Annotated in this window: 15 protein-coding genes; 3 read left to right on the plus strand and 12 right to left on the minus strand. The window is 75.7% G+C overall.

Features of this window, described 5'->3' with window-relative positions:
* Positions 1 to 97: 97 nt before the first annotated feature.
* The 9 genes from ACFWJ4_RS08900 to ACFWJ4_RS08940 form a co-directional block, all read right to left on the minus strand.
* The gene (locus tag ACFWJ4_RS08900) at positions 98 to 2,932 is read right to left on the minus strand and encodes a condensation domain-containing protein (RefSeq protein ID WP_380541001.1); all 2,835 of its coding nucleotides are present in this window, start codon (positions 2,930 to 2,932) and stop codon (positions 98 to 100) included.
* Positions 2,929 to 4,788 (minus strand): non-ribosomal peptide synthetase, encoded by a 1,860-nt coding sequence (locus ACFWJ4_RS08905; RefSeq protein ID WP_380541004.1) that lies wholly within the window; start codon positions 4,786 to 4,788, stop codon positions 2,929 to 2,931. Before ACFWJ4_RS08905 ends, ACFWJ4_RS08900 begins: the two co-directional genes overlap by 4 nt.
* 68 nt (positions 4,789 to 4,856) lie before the next feature.
* The gene (locus ACFWJ4_RS08910) at positions 4,857 to 6,731 is read right to left on the minus strand and encodes an amino acid adenylation domain-containing protein (RefSeq protein WP_380541006.1); all 1,875 of its coding nucleotides are present in this window, start codon (positions 6,729 to 6,731) and stop codon (positions 4,857 to 4,859) included.
* A gap of 39 nt (positions 6,732 to 6,770) precedes the next feature.
* A complete protein-coding gene (locus ACFWJ4_RS08915) occupies positions 6,771 to 7,946 on the minus strand; it encodes an acyl-CoA dehydrogenase family protein (protein WP_380541009.1) in 1,176 nt (391 codons plus the stop codon).
* A complete protein-coding gene (locus ACFWJ4_RS08920) occupies positions 7,943 to 11,029 on the minus strand; it encodes an amino acid adenylation domain-containing protein (protein WP_380541012.1) in 3,087 nt (1,028 codons plus the stop codon). Before ACFWJ4_RS08920 ends, ACFWJ4_RS08915 begins: the two co-directional genes overlap by 4 nt.
* Positions 11,030 to 11,318: 289 nt before the next feature.
* Entirely contained in the window at positions 11,319 to 12,641 is a 1,323-nt protein-coding gene (locus ACFWJ4_RS08925) for a non-ribosomal peptide synthetase (RefSeq protein ID WP_380541015.1), read from the minus strand.
* 184 nt (positions 12,642 to 12,825) lie between these two features.
* On the minus strand, positions 12,826 to 14,151 hold the full coding sequence (locus ACFWJ4_RS08930) for an MFS transporter (RefSeq protein WP_380541017.1): 1,326 nt from the start codon (positions 14,149 to 14,151) through the stop codon (positions 12,826 to 12,828).
* Between the two features lie 480 nt (positions 14,152 to 14,631).
* The gene (locus tag ACFWJ4_RS08935; RefSeq protein ID WP_380541020.1) at positions 14,632 to 15,762 is read right to left on the minus strand and encodes a PP2C family protein-serine/threonine phosphatase; all 1,131 of its coding nucleotides are present in this window, start codon (positions 15,760 to 15,762) and stop codon (positions 14,632 to 14,634) included.
* A gap of 208 nt (positions 15,763 to 15,970) precedes the next feature.
* The gene (locus tag ACFWJ4_RS08940) at positions 15,971 to 16,636 is read right to left on the minus strand and encodes a maleylpyruvate isomerase family mycothiol-dependent enzyme (RefSeq protein WP_380541023.1); all 666 of its coding nucleotides are present in this window, start codon (positions 16,634 to 16,636) and stop codon (positions 15,971 to 15,973) included.
* A 71-nt stretch (positions 16,637 to 16,707) separates the two neighbouring features.
* Here ACFWJ4_RS08940 and ACFWJ4_RS08945 point away from each other — a divergent pair, with 71 nt between their 5' ends.
* The gene (locus ACFWJ4_RS08945) at positions 16,708 to 17,883 is read left to right on the plus strand and encodes a LysR family transcriptional regulator (protein WP_380541026.1); all 1,176 of its coding nucleotides are present in this window, start codon (positions 16,708 to 16,710) and stop codon (positions 17,881 to 17,883) included.
* Here the strand turns inward: ACFWJ4_RS08945 and ACFWJ4_RS08950 are convergent.
* Positions 17,796 to 18,950, minus strand: coding sequence for an erythromycin esterase family protein (locus ACFWJ4_RS08950; protein ID WP_380541029.1), 1,155 nt, complete (start codon positions 18,948 to 18,950; stop codon positions 17,796 to 17,798). The genes ACFWJ4_RS08945 and ACFWJ4_RS08950 overlap by 88 nt on opposite strands.
* Positions 18,951 to 19,128: 178 nt before the next feature.
* Here ACFWJ4_RS08950 and ACFWJ4_RS08955 point away from each other — a divergent pair, with 178 nt between their 5' ends.
* Both ACFWJ4_RS08955 and ACFWJ4_RS08960 read left to right on the plus strand, forming a co-directional pair.
* A complete protein-coding gene (locus ACFWJ4_RS08955) occupies positions 19,129 to 19,848 on the plus strand; it encodes a TioE family transcriptional regulator (RefSeq protein ID WP_380541032.1) in 720 nt (239 codons plus the stop codon).
* Between the two features lie 34 nt (positions 19,849 to 19,882).
* On the plus strand, positions 19,883 to 20,302 hold the full coding sequence (locus ACFWJ4_RS08960; RefSeq protein ID WP_380541035.1) for an SgcJ/EcaC family oxidoreductase: 420 nt from the start codon (positions 19,883 to 19,885) through the stop codon (positions 20,300 to 20,302).
* A 77-nt stretch (positions 20,303 to 20,379) separates the two neighbouring features.
* On the opposite strand, the gene ACFWJ4_RS08965 is transcribed toward ACFWJ4_RS08960, so the two are convergent.
* A complete protein-coding gene (locus ACFWJ4_RS08965; RefSeq protein WP_380541222.1) occupies positions 20,380 to 21,234 on the minus strand; it encodes a BTAD domain-containing putative transcriptional regulator in 855 nt (284 codons plus the stop codon).
* 281 nt (positions 21,235 to 21,515) lie between these two features.
* Positions 21,516 to 22,244 carry a ScbR family autoregulator-binding transcription factor gene (locus tag ACFWJ4_RS08970; RefSeq protein ID WP_380541038.1) on the minus strand — a complete coding sequence of 243 codons (729 nt, stop codon included), beginning with the start codon at positions 22,242 to 22,244 and terminating at the stop codon, positions 21,516 to 21,518.
* Positions 22,245 to 22,624 lie beyond the last annotated feature (380 nt).

Here is a 22,624-nt window from a genome sequence, read left to right on the forward strand (position 1 = left end):
GTGCTTTGGGGGGGGGCCGGGGGCGGGGGGGCTGCGGCTGGTGGTCGCGGCCGGGGGGGGGGGGGGGCCGCCCCCCCCCCCCCGCGACCGGAGAGGGTCAGCGGACCATGGCCGCCAGGACGCTGCGCCAGTCCTCGCCGGGCTCGGGGGCGAGCGGGCCGGCCAGGGTGTCCGCCCGGTAGTGCCAGGGGCGGCGGAGTTCCCCGTCGGCGTCGGGGGTGGCGGCGATCGGGCTGTCGGAGCCGAGCAGGCGGACCAGTTCGGCGGTGAAGTCGGCCCAGGAGAGGTGCCCGCTCACCGCGTTGACGACCCGGCCGGCGGCGGGGTGGTCCGGGGTGAGGCAGGCGCCGAGGGCACGGGCCAGGGCGGCGGAGTGCACCCAGGAGGCTCCGTGCCACTCCTCGGCGTCCGGCAGGCCGATCGGCCGGCCGGCCAGGGCCGCCTGGTAGAGGGGGCCGGTGGCGCCCCAGCGGAGCTGGTCGCGCAGGCGGTGGTGCGGGCCCCAGACGATCGGGGAGCGGACGGCCACGGCCTGGCCCCGGCCGGTCGCGGCGGCCTCGAAGAGGATCCGCTCGCAGTCCAGCTTGGCCTGCCCGTACGGGGTGACGGGTGCGCTGCTGGGGCCGCCCTCGGGGACCTCGGTGCCGGCCGGGCGGCCGTACGCGTCGATGCTGCTGACGAAGACGAACGGGCCGCCCCGCCAGCCGTCGACCAGGGCGCGCATGGCGGCGAGGTCGGTGGCGTGGTCGGTGAAGGTGCAGGCGGAGTGGATGACGGCGTCGACGCCGTCGACGGCCCGGCGCAGGCTGTCGAGGTCGCCGAGGTCGCCCTCCGCCACCTCGGCGCCGTTCAGCGCGGGCAGGTGCGCGGACTCCGGCCGGACCAGGACCCGGACCGGCCGGCCCTGGGCCATCAGCTCCTGGAGCACGGCCGCGCCGACCCCGCCGGTGGCGCCGGTGAGCAGGACGGTGCCGGTGCGGGCGCCGGTGGTCCGCGAACGGGCACCGGCCCGGGCGAGGGCCGCGCGGCGCTCGTCCGTGCGGGTGGCGAGCAGGGCGGCGAGGGCGCGCGGGGTGCGCTGCTCCAGGATGTCGAGGCCGGTGAGCGGCAGCCCGGTGCGGGTGCGCAGGCGTTCGGCGAGCTGGACGGCGACCAGGGAGTGGCCGCCGAGGGCGAAGAAGTCGCCGTCGGCGGGCGGGGTCATGCCGAGGAGTTCGCCGAAGGCCTGTCGTACGAGGTCCAGCGGGCCTGCCTCCAGCGGGCCCTCCGCCGGCGCGGTGGCGCCGGGCAAAACGGTGGCGCCGGGCAGCCGATCGCGGTCGGGGGTGCCGTCGGGGTGGCGGGGCAGCCGGTCCACGAGGGTGACCGCGAGCGGCAGTTCGGCGGCCGGCAGGCGCCCGCGCAGGGCGGCCCGCAGGGCACTGCCGCTCGGCGCGACCGGACCGCGGACCACCGCGTAGGCGAGCGGCGGGCCGTCCGGGTTCTCGACCACGGCCGCCTCGACCACCGCCGGATCGGCCGACAGGGCTTCCACGACCGGGTGTTCGGCGGCCGTCAACCGCTCTCCGGGCAGTTCGGACAGCCGCCGTTCCGGGTCGGCGGCCACGGCGGTGAGCAGTTCGGCGAAGGCGCCGAGCAGCCGGGCGGCGGTGTCCGGGTCCAGCGCGTCCCGGTCGTGCTGCAGCAGGCAGCGCGGCTCCGGGCCGTCCTCCAGCAGCAGGGTGAGGCCGAACTTGGCCAGACCCAGGTCGAGTTCCACGTTCTCGGTGTCGAGGCCCGGCAGCGCCAGCGGGTCGACGGTCTGGACGAGGTCGCAGCTGACCGAGAGCAACGGCGTGCCGTCCGCGCCGCGCGCGGCCGCGCCGAGCCGCTCGACCACCAGGTCGAGGGGCACCTCGTGGTGCTGCTGGGCGTCGAGCAGGGCGGTGCGGACCAGGGCGAGCAGCTCGGTGAACGACGGGTCCCCGGACGGATTCGCCCGCACGGCGAGGGTGTTGACCGCGAGCCCGACGGTCCGGCGGAACTCGGGCCGCGCCCGGTGGCCGCTGGCGCAGCCGAGGACGAGGTCGTCCTGCCCGGAGGCGACGCCCAGCGCGGCGAACGCGGCGGCCAGCACGACGGTGTACAGCGTGGCGCCGTGCCGCGCGCCGAGGAGGCGCAGCTGTTCCACCACGGCGCGCTCCAGCGGGGCGGCGTGCAGCGCGGCGCGGCGCTCCCGGGCACCGGGCGGGACGGGCCGCAGCAGGGGCAGCGGCCGGGCGCCGGACAGCCCGGCCGCGAGGACGCCGGCGGCGGCCGTCAGCTCGGCCTCGCGGGCGCGTTCCTGGCGGGCGTAGTCGGCGTACGAGGGGGCCGGCGGCGGGAGCCGGTTCGGCTCGCCGTCGCGCGCGGCGCGGTACAGCTCGGCGAGGTCCGAGGTGAGGAGGCGCAACGTGCCGCCGTCCACCGCGATGTGATGGATGGTCAGCAGCAGCGTGTGGTCGTCGGGGCCGTGCCGCAGGAGCAGGGCCCGCAGCACCGGGCCGGTGGCGAGGTCGAACGGCCGGGCGGCCTCGGCAGCGAGCTGCTCCGGGCCGGCGGCGTCCAGGACCGGCAGCGGCACCGGGACGACCGGGTCGATCTGCTGGTACGGCTCGTCGCCCCGGCGCGGGTAGCGGGTGCGCAGGACGGCGTGCCGCTCGGTCAGGCCGGTGATCGCGGTGGCGAGGGCCGCCCGGTCGAGCGGGCCGCGCAGCCGGGTGGCGACCGGCACGTTGTAGAGAGCGCCGCCCTGGCCGAGGTGGTCCATCAGCCACATCCGCTGCTGGGCGTGCGAGAGCGGGGCGGGGCCGTTCGATTCGGCGGGGCCGGTCTGCGGTGCGGAGGCGACGGGGGTGGCGGCGCGGCGGTTGCGGGCGCGGCGCAGCAGGTCGCTCTGGTCGACGGTGGTCATCGGTCGGCTCCGGGGGTGTCGTCGGCGGCCCGCAGGGCGCGCTCCAGCAGCTCGGCCTGGGCGGCGACGGTCGGGTGGCCGAGGAAGTCGGCGAGCGACAGCTCGACCCCGAGGTCCTCGCGCAGGTCGTCCACCACCCACATGGCGAGCAGCGAGTGCCCGCCCTCGGCGAGGAAGTCGGCGGACGGGTCGGTGATCGGGCGTTCCAGGGCGCGGCTCCACGCCTCGGCGACGACCTGTTCGATCGGGCCGAGTTCGGCGGCGGCGGACGGCTGTGCCCCGTCCGGTTCGTCGGCGGCCAGCGCCCGCCGGTCCACCTTTCCGCTGCCGGTCAGCGGCAGCGCGGCGAGCACCGTCCAGGCGGTGGGCACCAGGTGGGCGGGCAGCCGCTCGGCCAGAGCGGCCCGCAGTGCCTCGACGGCCGGGCGGGAGCCCTCGGCGAGGACCAGGCAGGCGGTGAGCGCGGCGTCGACCTGCCCGGCGCGGCGGACCACGACCGCCGCCTCGGCGACCTCGGGCAGCTGGAGCAGCGCGTGCTCGACCTCGCCGGGTTCGATCCGGAAGCCGCGCACCTTGACCTGGTCGTCGGTGCGCCCGTGGTACTCCAGGGAGCCGTCCGGCCGTTCGGCGACCCGGTCGCCGCTGCGGTAGGCGCGTCCGATGCCGGGCAGTTCGCGGAAGCGCTCGGCGGTCAGCTCCGGCCGGTCGAGGTAGCCGAGGGCCAGCCGGTCGCCGGCGATCCACAGTTCGCCGACGCCGCCCGGCGCCACCGGCGCGAGCCGCTCGTCCAGGACGTACGCCCGGGTGCCGCCGAAGGCCCGGCCGATCGGGACGGATCCGGCGCAGTCGGCCCGGGTGACCCGGTGCAGGGTGGTGAAGGTGGTGGCCTCGGTCGGCCCGTACGCGTTGATCAGTTCGAGCCACGGGAAGGCCTGCAGCACCGCGCCCGCGTACTCGGAGGAGAGTGCCTCGCCGCCGACGACCAGGGTGCGCAGCACGCCGAAGACCCGGGACCGCCGGGCAGCCAGGTGGTGGAAGAGCGCGGTGGTGAGGAAGACGGTGGTGACGCCGAAGCTCTCGACGTCGCGGACCAGGTCCTCGGCGCTGGGCCGCTCGCTCGGGGAGACGGCCACGGCGGCGCCCCGGGCGAGCGGCGCCCACAGTTCGAAGGTGGTGGCGTCGAAGGAGACGGTGGAGTGGAAGAGCACCCGGTCGCGGGGGCCGAGGCCGATCGAGTCCTCGGCGGTGGCCAGGTCGGCGACGGCGCTGTGCGGGACGAGGACGCCCTTGGGGCGGCCGGTGGAGCCGGAGGTGTAGTAGAGCAGGGCGGGCGCGGCCGGGTCGGCGGCGTCGGGCGCCGTGCCGTCGGCGGCCTCGGTGCCGCGCTCGGTCAGCACCAGGGTGCGGTCCTCGGGGAGCCCGGCCTCGGCGAGCAGTCCCTTGTCGCCGAGGACGAGCCGGACGTCCGCGTCGGCGATCATTTCGGCGATCCGCGGGCGCGGGTAGGCCGGGTCGAGCGGGACGACCAGTGCGCCGGCCCGCCAGACGGCGAGCTGGGCGACGACGAATCGGGTCGAGCGGGCGCACAGCAGGGCGACGGCGCTGCCGGGGCCGATCCCCCGATCGGCCAGGACGGCGGCCAACCGGCCGGCGGCGTCGACGAGTTCGCGGTAGGTCAGGACGGTGGAGCCGTCGGTCACGGCGAGCGCGTCGGGCCGCTGCTCGGCCTGCCGGGCGACCAGGGCGGGCAGCGGGGTGGGCCGGGCGGGCAAGGCTTCGGTGGCCCGGTCGACGGGGGTCGCGGGGTGCGCGGAGGTCGCGGGGTGCGCGCGGTGCGCGGTGGTCCTGGTGGTCATGGGTGGTTCCCTTCCGGGCGCCCCGGCCGGGTGGGCCGGGGCGCCCCGCTGAGGAGGTTCGGGCGGGGTCAGGCGGTCGCGGCCAGATCGGCCACCCGCTCCTCGACCAGCCGGGCGACGGCCCGCAGGTCGGGCTGGCGCAGCACCAGGGGGGCGCGCAGCCGTACGCCGTACTCGTTCTCCAGGGCCTCCAGCAGTCTTGCCGCGGCGAGCGAATTGCCGCCCGACGCGAGGAAGTTGTCCTCGGGCCCGAGGTCGGCACGGCCGATCAGCCCGCGACAGAGCTTCAGTACGGTGCGCTCGACCGGGGTGCCGGCCTCGTCCGCCGGGGCCTCCTCGTCCGGGGCCGGCGCGTCGGCCAGCAGGGCCGGGCGGTCCACCTTGCCGTTGGCGTCCAGCGGGAAGCGCTCCACCAGCCGGACGGCGGAGGGCACGGCCTGCTCGGGCAGCCACGGGCGGACGGCGTCGAGCAGCGCCGCGGGGTCGGCGCCGTCCTCGGCCTGGACGAAGGCGAGCAGCCGGACGCCACCGGTCGGCGCCTGCTCGGCGGCGACCACCGCCCGGCGCACCTTCGGGTCGCGTTCGAAGGCGGCCTCGACCTCGGCGGGTTCGATCCGCACGCCGCTGACCTTGACCTGGTCGTCGAGGCGGCCGTGGAACTCCAGCACGCCGTCCGGGCGCATGACCACCCGGTCGCCGGTGCGGTAGACCCGGTCCGTGCCGACCACGCCGGCGGGTGCGCCGACGAAACGGCGGGCGGTCAGCTCGGGGTCGAGGTACCCGGCGGCCAGGCCTCGGCCGCCGATCCGCAGCTCGCCGGCCGTGCCGCGCGGCACCGGGCGGCCGTCCTCGTCGGTGACCAGGAGGACGGCGCCGTCGATCGGCAGGCCGATCGGCGGGGCGCCGGCACCGTGGTCGCCGCCGGGGGCCATGGTGTGCACGGTGGTGGTGACGGTGGCCTCGGCGGGGCCGTACGCGTTGTGGACGGTCGCGGTGACGTCGGGCCCGGGGGCGCGGCGCAGCCGGTCGCCGCCGATCACCAGGTGGCGCAGCGGCGACTCGGCGGGCCAGGGCCGGCCGAGGAGGGGCTCGGCCAGCGGGGTGGGCAGGATGGACACGGTGACGCCGGCCTCGCGCCACCAGTCGGTGAGCGCACCGGTGTCCCAGCGGACCGCCTCGGGGGCGACCACCAGGGCCGCGCCGGAGGTGAGGCCGGCCCACAGCTCCTGCATGTGCGGGTCGAAGGCGACGCCGATCAGCAGGCTGTGCCGCTCCCCGGGGCCGAGGCCGGTCAGTCCGCGGTACCACTGCAGCAGCGCGCCGAGCGCGGGCTCGGTGACGGCGACGGCCTTCGGGGTGCCGGTGGAGCCGGAGGTGAGCACCGCGTAGTGGGTGCCGGCCGGGACGCGCACCTGCTCGCCCGGGTTCAGGGCGGCCACCACGCCGGCGGTGGGCAGGTCCAGCGGCAGCCGCTCGCCGCCGGGCGGCAGCAGGTCCGGCTCGCCGACCAGGCAGGCCGGGCGCAGTTGCTCGGCGACGGCGCGCAGCCGGTGCTCGCCGGGGCGCGGGCCGAGCGGCAGGTGGACGGCGCCGAGCTTGGCGGCGGCCAGGGTGACGGCGACCAGCGAGACCGAGTGGGCGAGGCAGACGCCGAGCAGATCGCCCGGGCCGACCTTGCCGCGCAGGGCCTCGGCCACGGTGTCGGCGAGGCGGTCGAGTTCGGCGTAGCTGTAGACCTGCTCGCCGTCGATCAGGGCGGGGGCGTCGGGGGTGCGGTGCGCCCAGGTGGTGAAGAGGTCGAGCACCGCGCCGTCCTGGTGCGGACGGCCGTAACCGATGCTCGGGGCGTCGGTGTTCGGGGTCCCGGTGTTCGGAGTCCCGGTGTTCGCGGCGTCGACGCTCGGGGCGTCCGCGTTCGGGACCTTCGTGTCAAGGTGTTCCATCATCATCTCCAGGAAGTCGCGTACGAAGGTGACGCTTCGTCAGTTCAGGCCCATGGAACGGGCGATGATCACCTTCTGGACCTCCGAGGTCCCCTCGATGATCGTGGTCATCCGGACGTAGCGGTACAGGAACTCCAGCGGGTGCCCGCGCACCCAGCCGGTGGCCCCGTGTACCTGGAGCGAGCGGTCCACCGCGCGCACGGCGGTCTCGGAGGCGGTGAGCTTGGCGAGCGCCGCGTTCTCGGGGGACTCGGTGCCCTCGTCGACCAGCCGGGCGCAGGCGAGGGTGAGCAGCTTGGAGGCCTCGACCTCGGCCCGGGTGGCGACCAGGTGCTCCTGGATGTGCTGGTACTCGCCGATCACCCGGCCGAAGGCCCGCCGGTCCTTGGCGTACTCGACGCCGATCCGCAGCGCGTGCTCGGCGATGCCGTTGCACATCGCGGCGACCACCAGGCGGCCGCGCGAGAGGCTGTCGATGGCGAGGGCGGTGGCCGCGCCGACGCCCTCCTCGCCGCCGATCACGGCCTCCGGGCCGGCGGTGACCCCGTCCAGCAGCAGCTCGAACAGCGGCTCGCCGGACATGCCCTCGTAGCGCTGGCCGATCCGCAGCCCGGGCTGGTCCATCGGCAGCACGAAGGCGGTGGCGCCGGCCGTGGGGCCGGCCCCGTCGCCGAGGTCGGTGGCGGCGACGACCAGCGCGATCCCCGCGTGCTCGGCGTTGCTGACGAAGGTCTTGCGGCCGTTCAGCACCCAGCCCGCGCCGGTGCGCACGGCGGTGGTGGTGAGGTGGAACGCGTCGGAGCCGGCATGCGGCTCGGTGAGGGCGAGGCAGCGGGTCTGCTCGCCGCGCACCAGCGGGACCAGGTGGCGCTCGACCTGCTCGGGGGTGCCGTGCCGCAGCAGCGGGCTGGGCCCGTCGGAGCCGGCCAGCGCGTACGGGGCGAGCACGCAGCCGCTGCGCCCGGCGGCGTGGTGCAGCAGGACGACGGCGGTGAACGGCATGTCGGCGCCGCCGAGCTCCTCGGGGTAGTCGCCCGCGTAGAAGCCGAGGGCGGCGGAGCGCTTGCGGACGTAGGTCCGCAGGTCGGCCGGGACCTGGTCGGCGGTCTCGGGCAGCTCGGCGGCCAGCGGAACGAGCTCGCGGCGCACGAAGCTCTCGAAGGCCTCGACGAGCTCGCGGTGGCCGGCTTCCAGGACGGCGGAGGGCGAAGTCACTTGGCACCACCGGTGGTGAGGGCCTTGGCCTGGTCGGCCAGGACGGCGTGTCGGAACAGGGTGCGCAGCGGCGGCCGGCTGCCGAGGTGCGGCTCCAGGTACGCGGCGAGCTGGGCGGCGAGCAGCGAGTGGCCGCCGACCTCGAAGAAGTGCGAGTCCGCGGCGAAGCGGTCGTGGCCGAGCACCTCGCGCCAGGCGGCGGCGATCAGCTGCTGGCCGGGGTCGGTGAACTCGCTCGGCTCGACCTCCTCCGCCTCCGGGGCCTCGTCCGCCAGGCGGGCGAGGGCGGCGCGGTCGGGCTTGCCGCCGGGCAGGGTCGGCATCGCGGCGACGGCCGTCCAGCTCGCCGGGACGAGTCCGCCGGGCAGCCGGCGGGCGAGCGCCTCGTGCAGCGCGGCCTGGTCGGGGCGGTCGGTGCCCTCCAGGAAGCCGAGCAGGCGGGGGCCGGTCTGCGGGTCGGTGTGCAGCAGCACCGCGCAGGAGCGGCCGCCGAGTTCGGCGGAGGCCGCGGCCTCGATCTCCTCCAGCTCGATCCGGTGGCCACGCAGCTTGACCTGGTTGTCGGCGCGGCCGAGGAAGCGCAGCCGCCCGTCCAGGTCGCGGTAGCCGCGGTCGCCGGTGCGGTAGACGCGGGCGTCGTCGAGCGCGGGGACGGTCGTGAAACGGGCCGCGGTGGGCTCCGGCAGCCCCAGGTAACCCTCGGCCAACAGGGGTCCTCCGACGACGAGTTCGCCGACGCAGCCGGGGGCGAGCGGCCGCAGCGTGTCGTCCAGGACGTGGATGCGCACACCGTCGAGTTCGGCGCCGAGCGGGATCTCGCCGTCCTCGGCGACGTCGGCGTCGGTGACCTCGTACACGGTGGAGGTGACGGTGGCCTCGGTGACGCCGTAGGCGTTCAGCACGGTGGTGGCCCCGGTCAGGCCGGCCAGCGCCCGGGCGGGCAGCCGCTCGCCGCCGAGCACCAGCAGGCGGGGCGCCCAGCGGCCGTCGCGCAGCGCCTCGCGCAGGTCCTCGCGGACGGCGAGCAGGTAGCTGGTGGGCAGGTTGGCGACGGTGACGCCGCGGGCGGCCAGCACGGCCACCAGCTCGGGCCCGGTGGGCACCTCGCGCTGCGGCACGACGAGGGCGGCGCCGGCCGTGAGGGCGGGCAGCACCTCCTCCAGGGCCACGTCGAAGGACGGCCGGGCGAACAGCAGCACCCGGTCGGCGGACGTGAGCCGGTAGCGGTCGGCGATCGCGGCGACGTACCCGGCGAGGGCCTCGCGGCCGACCAGGACGGGCTTGGGCACGCCGGTGGAGCCGGAGGTGTGGATCACGTAGGCGGCGCCGTCCAGCGCGGCGGCGGGCTCGGCCTTCGGGAAGGCGGGGCCGTCCAGCAGGGCCGGGGTGACGCCCTCGGCGGGCAGTGCCAGCGCGCTCTGCCGGGTGGCGAGGACGAGCGCCGGGCCGAGCCGCTCCAGCAGCAGCCCGAGCCGGGCGGCCGGGTCCTCGGTGGACAGCGGCGCGTACACGGCGCCGTACCGCAGGCAGGCGAGCAGGGCGACCACGCTGTCGGCGCCGCGCGGCAGCACGGTGGCCACCGGCTGGCCGGGGGTGACTCCGGCGGCGCGCAGCCGCTCGACCAACTCGGTGACCCTGCGGTCGAGTTCGCCGTAGCTGATCCGCTCGGTGCCGGCCAGCAGGGCGAGCGAGGTCGGGTCGTGGGCGGCGGCCGGGTCGAGTGCGGCCGGGGTGACCGGGGCGGCCGGTTCGGCCTCGGGCGCGGGGGCCAGCCCGGCGATCGGCGCCTGCGGGCGGTCCAGGTAGCAGCGCAGCAGCTCCAGCAGCCGCTCGGACAGCAGCACCGCCTCGGACTCGCGGAACAGGTCGGCGTCGTAGTCCCAGACCAGGGTCATCCCGGCGGCGCCGTGCTTCTCGCCGACCACCCGGCGGTCGTCGGGCAGCAGCACCAGGTCGAGGTCGAAGCGGGTGGTGCCGGTGTTGAAGCCCTCGTACAGCGAGACCTCCAGCCCGGGCGCCTGGACGTCGGGCAGTGCCGCGTCGTGCGCGCTGAACATCACGTTGAACAGCGGGTTGTCGGCGCCGGTGGTGTGCAGACCGAGCCGGCGGGTCAGCTCCTGGACCGGCAGGTCCTGGTACGGCAGGGCGCGCAGCAGGACGTCGGTCACCTCGTCCACGGCGTCGGTGCCGGGGACCGCCGGGTCGAGCCGCAGACGCAGCGGGACGGTGTTGACGAACATGCCGACGGTGCCCTCGAAGCCCTCCGGGCGGTTGCCGACGGCGGTGCCGATCACCACCTCGCGGTGGCCGCTGTGCCGGCGCAGCAGCTCGGCGAACAGGGCGAGCAGGGTACTGAACGGGGTGTGGCCGTCGGCCTTGCTGCGCTCGCGCAGCCGCTCGGCCAGGTCGGCGCCGATCGACTGGCGCAGCTGGCCGCCGCGGTGGCGCCGTTCGGCGCCCGGCCGGGCCAGCCCGGGGAGGGTGATCTCGCGCGGCGCGTCGGTCAGCTCCTTGGTCCAGAAGTCGAGTCCGCGGTCCCGGGGGAGGTCGGCGGCGGCGCGGGCGTGGTCCTCGTAGGAGGGCGCGGTGGGCAGCTCGTACGGCTCGCCGAGGACGGTGGCGCGGTAGACGGTGAACAGGTCGCGCAGCAGGATCGCGAAGGAGTGGCCGTCGTGGACGAGGTGGTGCTCGACGTGGATCAGCCGGTGGTGGTCGTCGCCGAGCCGGACCAGGTGCCAGCGCAGCACCGGCGCCCGCTCGGTGTCCAGCGGCTCCTCGGCCTCGGCGGCGAGCAGCCGACGGAAGGCGGCCTCCGGGTCCTGCTCGGCTGCGAAGTCGCTGTGGCGCAGCTCCGGTTCGCAGACGTCGGCGACCCGCTGGCCGGGCAGCCCCTCCGGCCTGGGCACCAACTCCAGCCGCAGACCGGGGTGGTGGGCCAGCACGGCGGCCAGGCCGGAGTGCAGCGCGTCCCGGTCGAGGGTGCCCCACAGGTCGAGGACGGCGGTGAAGTTGTAGGCGCGGCTGCCCGGCAGCATCTGCTCGTGCAGCCAGACGATCTCCTGCGAGGGAGAGAGTGCGAACATGGTCGATTCCCTTGTGTGGTGGGCTTGTCGGCACTGCGGTGGCCGGACGCGGACGTGGGGTGTTCCCGTGCCGGCCGGCGGCCCAGGGGCGTACCGGGGTGAGGTGCGGCCCTGGGCCCGGGGTCCCGTCCGGCGGCGTGTCGGACGCGCGCGGACGGGCGTGGTGGGTTCGTGGCGGACCCGTCGTGGGTCCGTCGCGAGAGTTCGGGGCCCGCGGGGAGGGGCGTGCGGTCGGATGCCTGCGGTCAGGCTCGTGCGGGCGGGAGGGCGACGCGGGCGGGTGGGCGCGTCAGGCCTGCGGGACCGGAACCGGCCGGGCGTGCAGGTGGTGCCGCAGCACGGCGAGGAGTTCGCCGAAGGCGGCCCGGGCGTCGGCCTCGGGGAAGCGGTCGCGGTCCCAGGCCAGCCGGATCAGCAGGTCGTCGCCGTGCGAGGCGGAGACGGCCAGCGGTGCGGCGAGCGGGCGCCCGTCCAGGTGGGTCTCCCGGCCGGGGGTGCCGCCGAGCACCAGCGGTGGACGGCGGTGCAGGTCCTCCATGGTGAGCAGGCCGTCCAAGGCGCCCGACCACGGGGCCCCGGCGGTGCGGGCGGCACGGACCACCTCGTCGAAGGGGGTGCCGGCCTGGTCGAGGTCGTCCCACCAGGCGTCCGCGAGGGCGTCCAGGTCCGCGACCGGACCCGAAGTCGCCGGGTGCACCAGGGTGTTGAGGAAGCAGCCGAGCGCGGCGGGTGCGCCCGCCGGTCGTCCGCCCCACGGGTAGCCGAGGGCGAGCGGCCCTCCCCCGGTCTCCGGCCGGGCCGCCCCGTCCGCCCCGTCCGCCCCGTGCAGCCGGTGCAGGGCCGAGCCGACCGCGTCCAGCAGGGCCGGGAAGACGGCGCCGCGGGCGGCGCCCCCGGCGGTGGGCAGCCGCTCGGTGAGCATGCCGGTGGACGTCGCCGCGCCGCCGCCCGCCCCGGTCAGACTGCCCAGCCGGCGGCCCCAGTGGGCCTGGGCGGCGGGGCCGCCGGCGGCGTCCTCGGCGGCGAGCTGCAGTTCGACGGCCTGCCGGTAATCGGCCAGCGCCCGGGGGTCGGGCCCGTCCGCCGGTGGCTCGTCCCGCTCGTACGCGGCGCCGAGTTCGGCGGTGAGCAGGCCGAGCGACTGCTCGTCGCAGGCGGCGTGGTCCAGTGCGAGGGCGAGCAGTTCCTCGTCCCCGTCCGGGTCCGCGGCCACCAGCAGGCGCAGCGCGGGTCCATCGGCGGGCCAGTCCGACAGGGCCTCCCGCAGCGCCGCACGGGCGGTGCCGCCGGGGGCGACGGCGATCCGGGCGGCCTCGGCCGAGGGGCCGCCGGTGCGCAGCACGGGTGTGCCGCGCACGGTCGCGAATCCGCCGCACAGCGCCGGGTGGTGGGCGGCCACGGCGGCCGCGGCGCGGGCCAGTCGGCCCAGGTCGAGGGTGCCGCGCGGGTAGGCGAAGAACAGCGGGACGACGTCGGTGCGGCTCTGCGGAGCGAGTCGGCGGGTGATCAGGAAGCGCCGCTGGGCGCCGGTCAGCGGGAGCAGCTCCACCGGGGATTCGGCGGCGGCGGAGCGGTACCGGGCGAGGTAGGCGGCGGTGATGCTGGCGTGCACGGGAACGGTCTCCGGTTTCCGGTCGCGGCTCGGGTCGGGGATCGGTCGGGGATCGGTCGAGGGGGGATCGGCCGGTGCCCTGCTCGGGTCCGGGACGTGCGGGGATCAGGTTCGGTCGGCAGAAGGGATCGGGTTCGGTCGGCAGGAGGGGTTCGGGTGCGGAAGGCGCGGGTGGGGCGGCCGGTCAGGACGTGCCGGGGCTCACCGCGCTCTCCTGGTCGGTGGCGTCCGCCTCTGCGTCCGCGTCCTGCCCGGCCGTACGGTCGGGGCCCGGCAGCTCGCGCATCCGCCGCAGCGGGGAGAGCAGCAGTGGCAGCGGCACCAGCAGGAAGCCGGCGGCGCAGAGCCAGAGCGCGGTGCGCGGCCCGGCCGCCTCGGCGACCACGCCGCCGATCAGGGCGCCGATCGGCAGGGTGCCCCACACCAGGAACCGCATGGTGGCGTTCATCCGGCCGAGCAGCTCCGGCGGGCAGATGCTCTGCCGGAAGCTCACCTGGGCGACGTTGTAGGCCACCGCGCCGAACAGCACCACCCCGGAGGCCAGGCCGAACAGCACCACGCCCGCACCGCCTCCGGACAGCGGCCACAGCAGCGCGAACGGCGCCGTCACCACCGTGGACAGCCAGATCAGCCGGGCCTGTCCGATCCACCGGGCGAGCTGCCCGGCGCACAGCGCGCCGGCCAGTCCGCCGACGGCGGAGACCGACAGCAGCACGCCGATGGCTCCCGGCGACAGGTCGAGCACCCGCACCCAGAACACCGTCTGCACGGCGGTCAGCACGGCGGAGAACAGGTTGGACGTGGCAGTGGCGGTCGCGATCGCCCGCAGCAGCGGGTGGCCGAGCACGAACCGCACGCCCTCCCCGACCTCGGCGCGCAGCGAGCGCCCCGGCTCGGGCTCCGGCTGCGGCTCGTCGACCTTGATCCGGACGAGCAGCAGGGCGGAGGCGAGGTAGCCGCAGGCGTCGGCCACGATGGCGAGCGGCGCCCCGAGCAGCTGGACCAGCCCGCCGCCGAGGCCCGGCCCGGCGATCTGCGCCGAGGAACGGACCGTCTCCAGGGCGCCGTTGCCGCCGACCAGTTGCTCGCGCGGCAGGACGGCGGGCAGGAAGGACTGGTGGGCGACGTCGAAGAAGACCGTCGCCACCCCGGTGACCAGCGCCACCAGGTAGAGCTGCGACATGGTCAGCACCCCGAAGGCGGCGGCCGGCGGGATCGACCCGACGGCCAGGCAGCGCACCACGTCGGCCCGGATCAGCACCGGAAGCTTGCGCATCCGGTCCAGCCAGGCGCCGGCGGGGAGGCCGACGAGCAGGAAGGCGGCGGTCTCGGCGGCGGTCAGCAGACCGACCTCGAACGGCGTGGCGTCGAGCACCATCACGGCCACCAAGGGAAGGGCGACCAGGGTGACCTGACTGCCCGTCTGGGCCGCCGCGGCTCCGGTCAGCAGGAGCCGGAAGTCGCGGTGGCCGAGCAGACGGGCCTGGCGGGGGCTGGGCTTCTCGTTCATCGGTGCGACTCTCGGTCACCCCTTCGACACGGGGCAAGCACCAGGTCCGTTTCCGGACGGAACGCAGGTCGGCCGAATCCCGCCACTCCCCCGGCCCGCCCTTGCGCGCTCCTTATGGCCGCTTCTCCTGCCGTCACGCCGCCCGCGGCGTCCGTCGGCCTAGGCGGCACCGGCCGGCGGGCACTCCGACCGGCTCCGGGCCCGTCCGTCCATTTCCTTGTCCGGTATTCGGACGCCACCTTTCCAGCCACCGGACGGAGAGGCTCAACTTGGCTGGATTCCATGGAGTAAGGCCAGGCCGTCACCTCATCGTGATACCGGCGTGACCGTAGCGAGCCGTAGACAAGGTGACCGGACGGTCACGGACCACCCGTGCCCGACCCGGTCCGCCACCCGTCCCGCCCCTGTTCCGCCGACCGGTTCGCCGCCCCCGTTCCGCCGCCCGTTCCACCGACTGCTCCGCCGACCGCCGGCCGCCCGTCAGCCGCTCGACTCCGCCTCCGCCTCCGTCTCCGCCCGGCGGGTGATCGCCAGCACCGCCATGTCGTCGTCCCTGGGCCCACCGGTCCACCGCGCGACGTCCGCCACCAGCGCGTCCAGCACCTCACCGGGCCCGGCGAACGGCCCCAGCGGGGCCAGCCCGAGCACCGGGTCGTAGAACTCCCCCGCCGTGTCCCGGGCCTCGGTGACCCCGTCGGTCACCAGCAGCAGCGTCCACCCGGCCGGGAACGGCCGGCTCTCCGGCACCGGGCGCGCCACGCCCAGTCCGCCCATCCCCAGCGGCAGCCCCGGATCCGCCGCGTCCAACCGGCGCACCGGGGGCTCGCCCGCGCCCCGCGGGTACGGGTTCAGCAGGTACGGGCCGGGGTGCCCGCAGTCGAGCGTGCGCACGCTCTCCTCCCCCGGCGGGAACTCCACCAGCAGCGCGGTGATGAACCCCTCCAGCCGCAGTTCCTCGCTCATCCGCTCGCTCTCCCGCAGCAGCGAGTCCTCCAGCGCGTCCGCGAGCGCGGCCAGGTCCGGCAGCCGGCGGGAGTCCTCGCGGAAGGCGCCCAGCAGCACCGAGACCGCCCCGACCGCGTGCAGCCCCTTGCCCCGCACGTCGGCGATCAGCCCGCGCACGCCGTACGGGGTGACCTGCAGCGCGTACGCGTCGCCCCCGATCAGCGCCTCGTCCTGGGCGGCCCGGTAGCAGGCCGCGACCGACAGCCGCCCCACCTCCGCGGGGGGCTCCGGCAGCACCGCCCGCTGCGCCGCCTCGGCCACCGACCGCACCCTTGCCAGCCGGCGCCCGTGCCGGGCCACCACCCGGTTCACCCCGATCCCGAGCAGCGCCGCGAACGCCGTGTTCGCCAGCTCCAGGAAGCCGGCCCCGGTCCCGATCGACCCGTCCTGGGTGGACAGCAGCAGGATGCCGAGGACATTGGCCGCCCCCACCGCGACGGTGTCCCGCAGCGCCAGCAGCGCGCCCGCCAGCACGGCGGCCGCCGCCAGCAGCGGATCGCCCCAGTAGTCGGTCGGGTCCAGCGCGTTCCACACCAGCCCGCCGGCGGTCAGCAACCACGGCGCGACCCGCACGTACGGGGGCCACTGCACGGACCTCGGGGCCATCGGCGACCTGGCTTCCGTCTCACCACCATCCGGAAGGACTTCTTCCGATCGTAGTCACGGGCCCCCGGAACCCGCACGACGGCCGCCCGGGCGCTGGCTGGAACTCGGCGTGATCCCCAACCACTGCCCACCCGGACGTCCGGTTCGGCGACGCTCCCGAACCTGAGGGCGGCTGGCCTCTCCCGTACGCCTGTACGCCAATCCGCCGCTACGCGGCGTCCGCCGTGAAGCGTCCCGCGCCGGGCCCCGCCAGCAGGCCTTCCGGCACCCGGCGCCCGTACCCGAGCAGCAGCAGGTGCTCCGCCCGCCCCGTCACGGTGAGCGACCCGTCGCCGTACGCCCAGGCGGTGTCCGTCGCCACCAACCGGACGCCGTCCAGCCGGGCCCCGAAGAACCGCAGGGTGCGGGGTGAGACACCGGCCAGCAGGGCCTTCGTCCGCGCCACCGGCAGCCGGGCGGGCAGACCGAGCGCCACCGTGATGTCGAGGCCGTGGACGACGTCGTGGGCGAGGGCCGCGATCGGGCCGCCGACCGGTGGGCGCCAGGGGTGGTCGGCGTGGTCGGCCATGGCCGCGGCGAGTTCGCGCTCGGTCATGGCGGCCGCGTCGCGGCGGGCGATCCGGTCGGCCATCCGGTGGACGTTGCCGCCGGAGCGGGCGAGTTCGAGGAGCGTGCGCGCCGTCGAGTGCCGGAAGCCGGTGCTCATGTGCGCGGCCACCTCGCGGATCCGCCACCCACCGCACAGCGAGGGCGAGTTCCACTGCTCCGGGGCGAGGTCGGCGAACACCCGGGCGAGCTCGCGGCGCTCGGCCGCGATCTGCTCGCGGATCCAGTGGATCTGCCCGGTGTCCTGGTTCTGCGGCACGGTTTCCATGCGCCCAGCCTGCGGCCGGAACCGTACACCCGTCCAAGACCGGGAAGTTCTGGCACTTATGATCGGGAGTAATGGAACTGCGGCAGCTCCAGTACTTCGTCACCGTCGCCCAGCACGGCAGCTTCACCCGGGCCGCGCGGCTGCTGCACCTCACCCAGCCCGGGGTGAGCTCCCAGATCCGGCAGCTGGAACGGGAGCTGGGCCACCCGCTGCTCGACCGCTCGGGCCGCACCGTACGGCTCACCCCGGTCGGCGAGGCGGTGCTGCCGCACGCCCGGGCCGCGCTCGCCTCCGCGGCCGCGGCCCGCCTAGCGGCCCAGGAATTCGGCGGGCTGCGGCGCGGACACGTGCGCCTGGGCATGGTCGCCGGGGCGGCCCTGACCCCGCCGTCCGAGCTGGGGACCTTCCCCGGGCTCGCCACCACGCTCGCGGCGTTCCGCCAGGAACACCCCGGCATCGACTTCTCGCTCACCGAGGACACCACCACCCGGATGCTCTCCGCGCTGCGCGACGGCCGGCTGGACCTCGCCGTCGTCGGCCTGCCCACCCCGGGGAACGGGCGGGAGGGCGACGACGGCGGGTCGTCGCTGAGCGGGCTGGCGCTGCACACGGTGCTGGAGGTCCCGCTGGTCGCGGCCTGCCCGGTGGACCATCCGCTCGCGGACGCCTCGGGCGCGGGACCCGCCTCGGGCGCGGGATCGGGCATGGGCTCCGCCCACGGCTCAGGCACGGTCCCGGTCCCAGGCGCGGGCACGGGCGCGGGCTCCGCCGGGGGCTCGGGAAGTGGGGCCGGTGTTGCCGCACCCGGCCGGGACGCGCTGCCGGTCGCGGCGCTCGCCGGACACCCCCTGGTGAGCACCCCGCGCGGCACCGGCCTGCGCACGGCGCTGGAGCTTGCCCTGGCCGAGGCCGGCGTCGAGGCGACGGTCGGCGTCGAGGCGGCCGCGCCACCGCAGTTGGCCGAGCTCGCCGCGCACGGCCTGGGCGTGGCCGTGCTGCCGGACCCGGGCCCGCTGCCCGGTCTGCGGGTACGTCCGCTGACCGACCCCGTCCCCCGGGTCCGGATCGCGCTCGCCTGGCCGACCGGACAGCCCTCCTCGCCGCCGACCGCCGCCCTGGTGGCCCACCTGCGGCAGGCCTACCCCGGGCCGGCGGCCGCTCAGGCTCCGGCCGTCACCGCCGCGCCGTCGGCGATGTGCAGCAGCGCGGCCGCGCCGTCGAGCACCTCCCGGTCGAGCGGGAAGTAGCCCTGTCGCGGGACGGTGTCGGTGCGGGTACGGGCGTCGGCCGGCAGCGCGGTGTCCGTCAACTCCCAGGCAGCACCGCGTCCCCGCAGGTGGGCCTCGTACGTCCCCGGCGCCGGCTCGGCCAGTCCGATCGCCTCGCTGCGCCCCAGGCTCCCGGCGACGAAGGCGTAGCGCTCGCCCAGCAGCGTGCCGACGGTGTGGCCCGCGCCGGTCCACCGGCAGTCCAGCTCGCCCAGCGCCCAGGCGCTCGGGTTCCGCTGCACGTGCCGGTTGTGGGCGAAGAGCAGGGTCGGTCCGCGCCGGGCCTCGATCTCGCGGATGTCGAGGAGGTTCTGCGCCATCAGCGCGTCCCGCACGCCGAGCAGGGCGCTGATCCGGGCGCTCGGGGTGCGACCCCGGACCGCCGACTGGGCGTGGTAGCGCAGCAGTCCGATCCCGGCGGCCAGCCGGGCGCGGGCCTCGTACCACTCGGCCGGCGAGGTCGATCCGATCAATTCCGGTGCCCGCATGTGGAGTTGGAGGAGAAGGTCGTCGGCGAGACAGCGCAGCCGGGCGGCGTCGGCGGTGTCGCCCGGCGACTGGGCCGGGTCCGTCACCGCCTCCGTACGGCTCCAGCGCTCGTCCTCACCCGCCGCACCGGCGATGTCGAGGTCGAGCCCCAGGTAGTCGCGGGCGTGTTCGAGGTAGCGGCGCGGGCTGGGGGCGCTGGTGTTCTCGGTCGGGATGTCGAAGCCGTGGAGGGCCAGCCGCTCCCCGGACGGCCGCTGCCGGTTGAACTCCCGCATCCAGGCGACGAGTCGGCGGTTGGGGGCGAGTTCCCCGAAGCCGTGCGTGAAGCCCCTCCGCATCGCCGATTCGAGAGTGCCGACACCCTCCCGGACGTAGGCGTCCACGGCGAGGGCGGCCACCCGGTCGGTCTCCAGGGCGATCGACCGGAAGCCCCGGTCGACCAGCCCGGCGAACAGCTCGTTGCGGACCAGCCCGAACGCCGGCTCCTGGTGCGTCGGCTCGCCCAGCCCCAGAAGCTCGCACGCTGGGGTGATGAAGTCATACACGTCCTGGTTCATGGACCTCAAGCGTATCCTTGAAGGAACGGTTGAGACTTTTCCCGCTTCTGCCGCCCGGCCGCCGACGAAAGCCTCAAACAGCCCGAACGGTCGATCGGCTTCGCACACCCCGCATCACCCGGCCCCGCCCCACCCCACCCACCCCACCCGACCCGGAACGGGAGACGACCGGACGACCATGCGACCCTCCGACCTCGCGCGCGAGCACGGCATCTCGACCCAGGCGATCCGCAACTACGAGCGCGACGGTTGCCTCCCGCCCGCCGAACGCACGCCCACCGGATACCGGATCTACACCGAGCTGCACGCCGCCGCCCTGCGCGCCTATCTCGCCCTCGTCCCGGCGTACGGGTACGCGACCGCGGGCTCGGTCATGACCGCCGTCCACGCCGACCGGATCGGCGAAGCCCTCACCGAACTCGACCGGGGCCACGCCCAGTTGCTGCGCGACCGGGAGACCCTCGCCGCCGTCCGCGAGGCCGTCGGCCACCTGACCGGCGGCGCCGCCGCCGGAACCGGGCTCCCCGCAGTGCCCGGCCCCCGCTCCGTCGGCGAGGTCGCACACCGACTCGGCGTCACCCCCGCGACCCTGCGGGCCTGGGAGGCCGCCGGCATCCTCACCCCGGCCCGGGACCGCACCGCCGGCCACCGCCGCTATCTCCCCGCCGACGTCCGGGACGCCGAACTCGCCCACCTGCTCCGCCGGGGCGGCTACCTGCTGGACCACATCGCCACCGTGCTGCGGCAGATCCGTACCGCGGGCGGCACCGGCGAGCTCGCCGGTGCCCTGGACGGCTGGCAGCAGCGCCTCACCACCCGGGGCCTGGCGATGCTCACCGCCTCCGCCCGCCTCGACGACTACCTGGGGCTGCGCACCGGAACTCCCCGACCGGCTTGACCTCAAGGCCACTTGAGGTGCCAGAGTGATCCACATGAACACCGAAGCAGCAGTTAACGCGCAGGCCGCCCCCGAGGCGGACATCCAGGCCATCGAACGGGTCGTGGCCGCCGTCGAACGCGCCCAGCGCGCCAAGGACCCGGACGCGTTCCTCGCACTGTTCCACCCCGAGGCGATCTGGACCACCGCGCACGGCAAGGTCCTCCTCGGCCTGGACGCGATCGCCGAGTTCACCCGTGCCGTGCTGCCCGCCGCGACCTGGGACGGCGACGTCACGTACGAGCCGGTGCACATCCAGTTCCTTCGCCCCGACGTGGCCGCCGTCAAGGTCCGCCAGGTCTACCGGTCGCCGGAGGGGGACTCGGAGGGCGCACCGCTGTACGTCATGACCAGGCAGGACGACGGTCGGTGGCTGCTGCACGCCTGCCAGAACACCGGCGTGCTCGCCGAATAGCCACCGGGCCCGTCGCGGTCCGCCCCTGCCCGCCCCCGCCGGACGCCGGCGCCGCGCCCCGGGTCGGCCGGCCCGGCTCAGCCGACCCGGGTGAGCCGGGCGGTGCGGGCGCCGGCGCCGTCCGCGAGCGCGCCCGGCTGCTCCTGGTCCGCGCGTTCGGGGCCGGCGAGCAGGATGGAGCGCTGGAGCCGCCGCAGCGCCGCGGACGGCTCCATGCCCAACTCCCTTACCAGGGTGTTCCGCAGGCGCTGGTAGGCCTCAAGCGCCTCGCCCCGCCGACCGGAGCGGTGCAACGCGATCATGTACTGGCCGTGCAGGCTCTCGTGGGTGCGGTAACGGTCGATCAGGACGGTGAGTTCGGCGAGCAGCACCCGGTGCCGGCCGAGTCGCAGGTCGGCCTCGATCCGCTGGTCCAGTGCGCAGAGCCTGATCTCCTCCAACCGTCTGGTCTCGACGGCAAGTTGGCCGCCGACCGGGACGTCCGCGAAGGCCGGGCCGCGCCACAGCGCGAGCGCGTCGGCCAACTGGCGGGCGGCGAGCGGGAAGTCGCCCCCGTCCATGGCGCGGTAGCCGTGCCCGGCGAGGCGGTCGAACTCCTGGAGGTCGACCAGTCCACCGCCGCTGTTCAGCATGTAGCCGCCGGCCGAGGTGACCAGGACGTCCTTCGCGCAGGAGGCCCCCGGGCCGCCGTCGCCCTGGGCGAGCGCCCGGTCGATGAGGTCGCGCAGTTGGAGCACATAGGTCTGCACGGTGGTACGGGCACTGCGTGGCGGGCGGCCGGACCACAACTCTTCGGCGAGGACTCCCGCCGGCACGACCTGATCGGCCCGTAACGCCAGCAGGGCGAGCACCTGCCGCGGCTTCGGCGCCGACGGCACCACCGACGCCCCGCACAGTCGGACCCCCAAGGACCCCAGCACCCGGATCTCCACGACGACCACCCCATATCCAGACGGATCGGCGGCCCCGACGGCCGCCGGCCGGGCGGGTGCTCCGCTGCTCACCGTCCACGCAGGTCCGCTGGAAGGTCGGTCGAGCACCCGACGCCCATCCAAAAACAGGACAGACGGTTTGTCAATACAAAACCGAACGCGCTGTTTGTTTTTGGGCGGAGCAATCCCCACTGGAACCGGACGCCGGACCGCCCGTCCGACCTCGAACCGCTTCGGACGAGGCCCGCACGGACCACCCGGGCCGCCCCGAGCACCCCGACTCAGGCCGGTCCGACGCCGGCCGCACCCGCCCCGTCCGGACCATCCGCCCGGTCCGCCCCGGCCGGGCCGGACTCCGCCACCCGGGCCGCCGCGAGCTCCGCGACCACCCGGGCGCCCCGGTCCACCGCGAGGTCGAGCGTGGCCAGCACCCCGGGCACCGCGATACTGGGCATCACATGCTGGTACAGCGCGGAGATCCGGCGCTCCAGATCCGCCCGGCCGGACATCTTCTGGGACTGGATCTGCACCCCCGTCCAGGCCCCGGTGACCAGCCACGCCGTCTCGGCGGGCACCACCTGGGGCAGCAGCTCACCGCGCCGGCCCGCCGTTTCCAGCACGCTCTCGGCCCGCTGGATCCAGCCGGGCGCCGCACCGCCGCTGAAGTCTCCGAACACGTCCTGGCCGAGGGAGAGCCGCGCGCCCGCGCTCAGGACCGGGTCGCGCGGCATGAGGTGGGCGACCACCATCCCGAGGTCCACGAACTCCTGGAGCTTGCACTGCCGTTCGGGGATCTCGTCCCGGCCGAACTGCTCCTCCACGACCCCCTGGGCGAGCTCCCGCTTGGAGGCGAAGTGGAAGTACACCGCGCCGCGGGTCACCCCGGCGCGGGCCACGACCTCGCCGATCGTCGCCCCCTCGTACCCGTACTCGTCGAAGACCGACGCCGCCGCCTCCAGGATCAACCGACGCGTCCGGACCGCTCGCTCCTGTCGCACCACCGCAACCACCCCACCCGAAACGCTCGGCAAACAAAACCAAACACCCCGTATCTTACCCGCCGCGGTCGACGGGGTCCCTGCATCCCAGGTCACATAGGGCCGTCCTCAAGCGGACTAAAACCGCGTGGACGGTATGGGACGAACAGATGGCCGACATCTCGCCGCCAGCCCCCATATCCGGAGCAACAGCTCCCACTTGTGCCCGAGGGGACGACGAACGATCCAGTCATAGCAATGCACCTGACAACTTTGGCCATCGACATTCCCACAGGTCAAGCAGGCCCATTCGGTGAACCTGATCTCGGGGCGGCGACCGGCACACACCCACCGTGCCCGACCGAACACGCTCGGCCGCCGACGAACCTTTGTTCTGGCTCCTTGAAAACCAA

The sequence above is a fragment of the Kitasatospora sp. NPDC127067 genome, from assembly GCF_042724755.1.
GTDB lineage: Bacteria > Actinomycetota > Actinomycetes > Streptomycetales > Streptomycetaceae > Kitasatospora > Kitasatospora lactacystinica.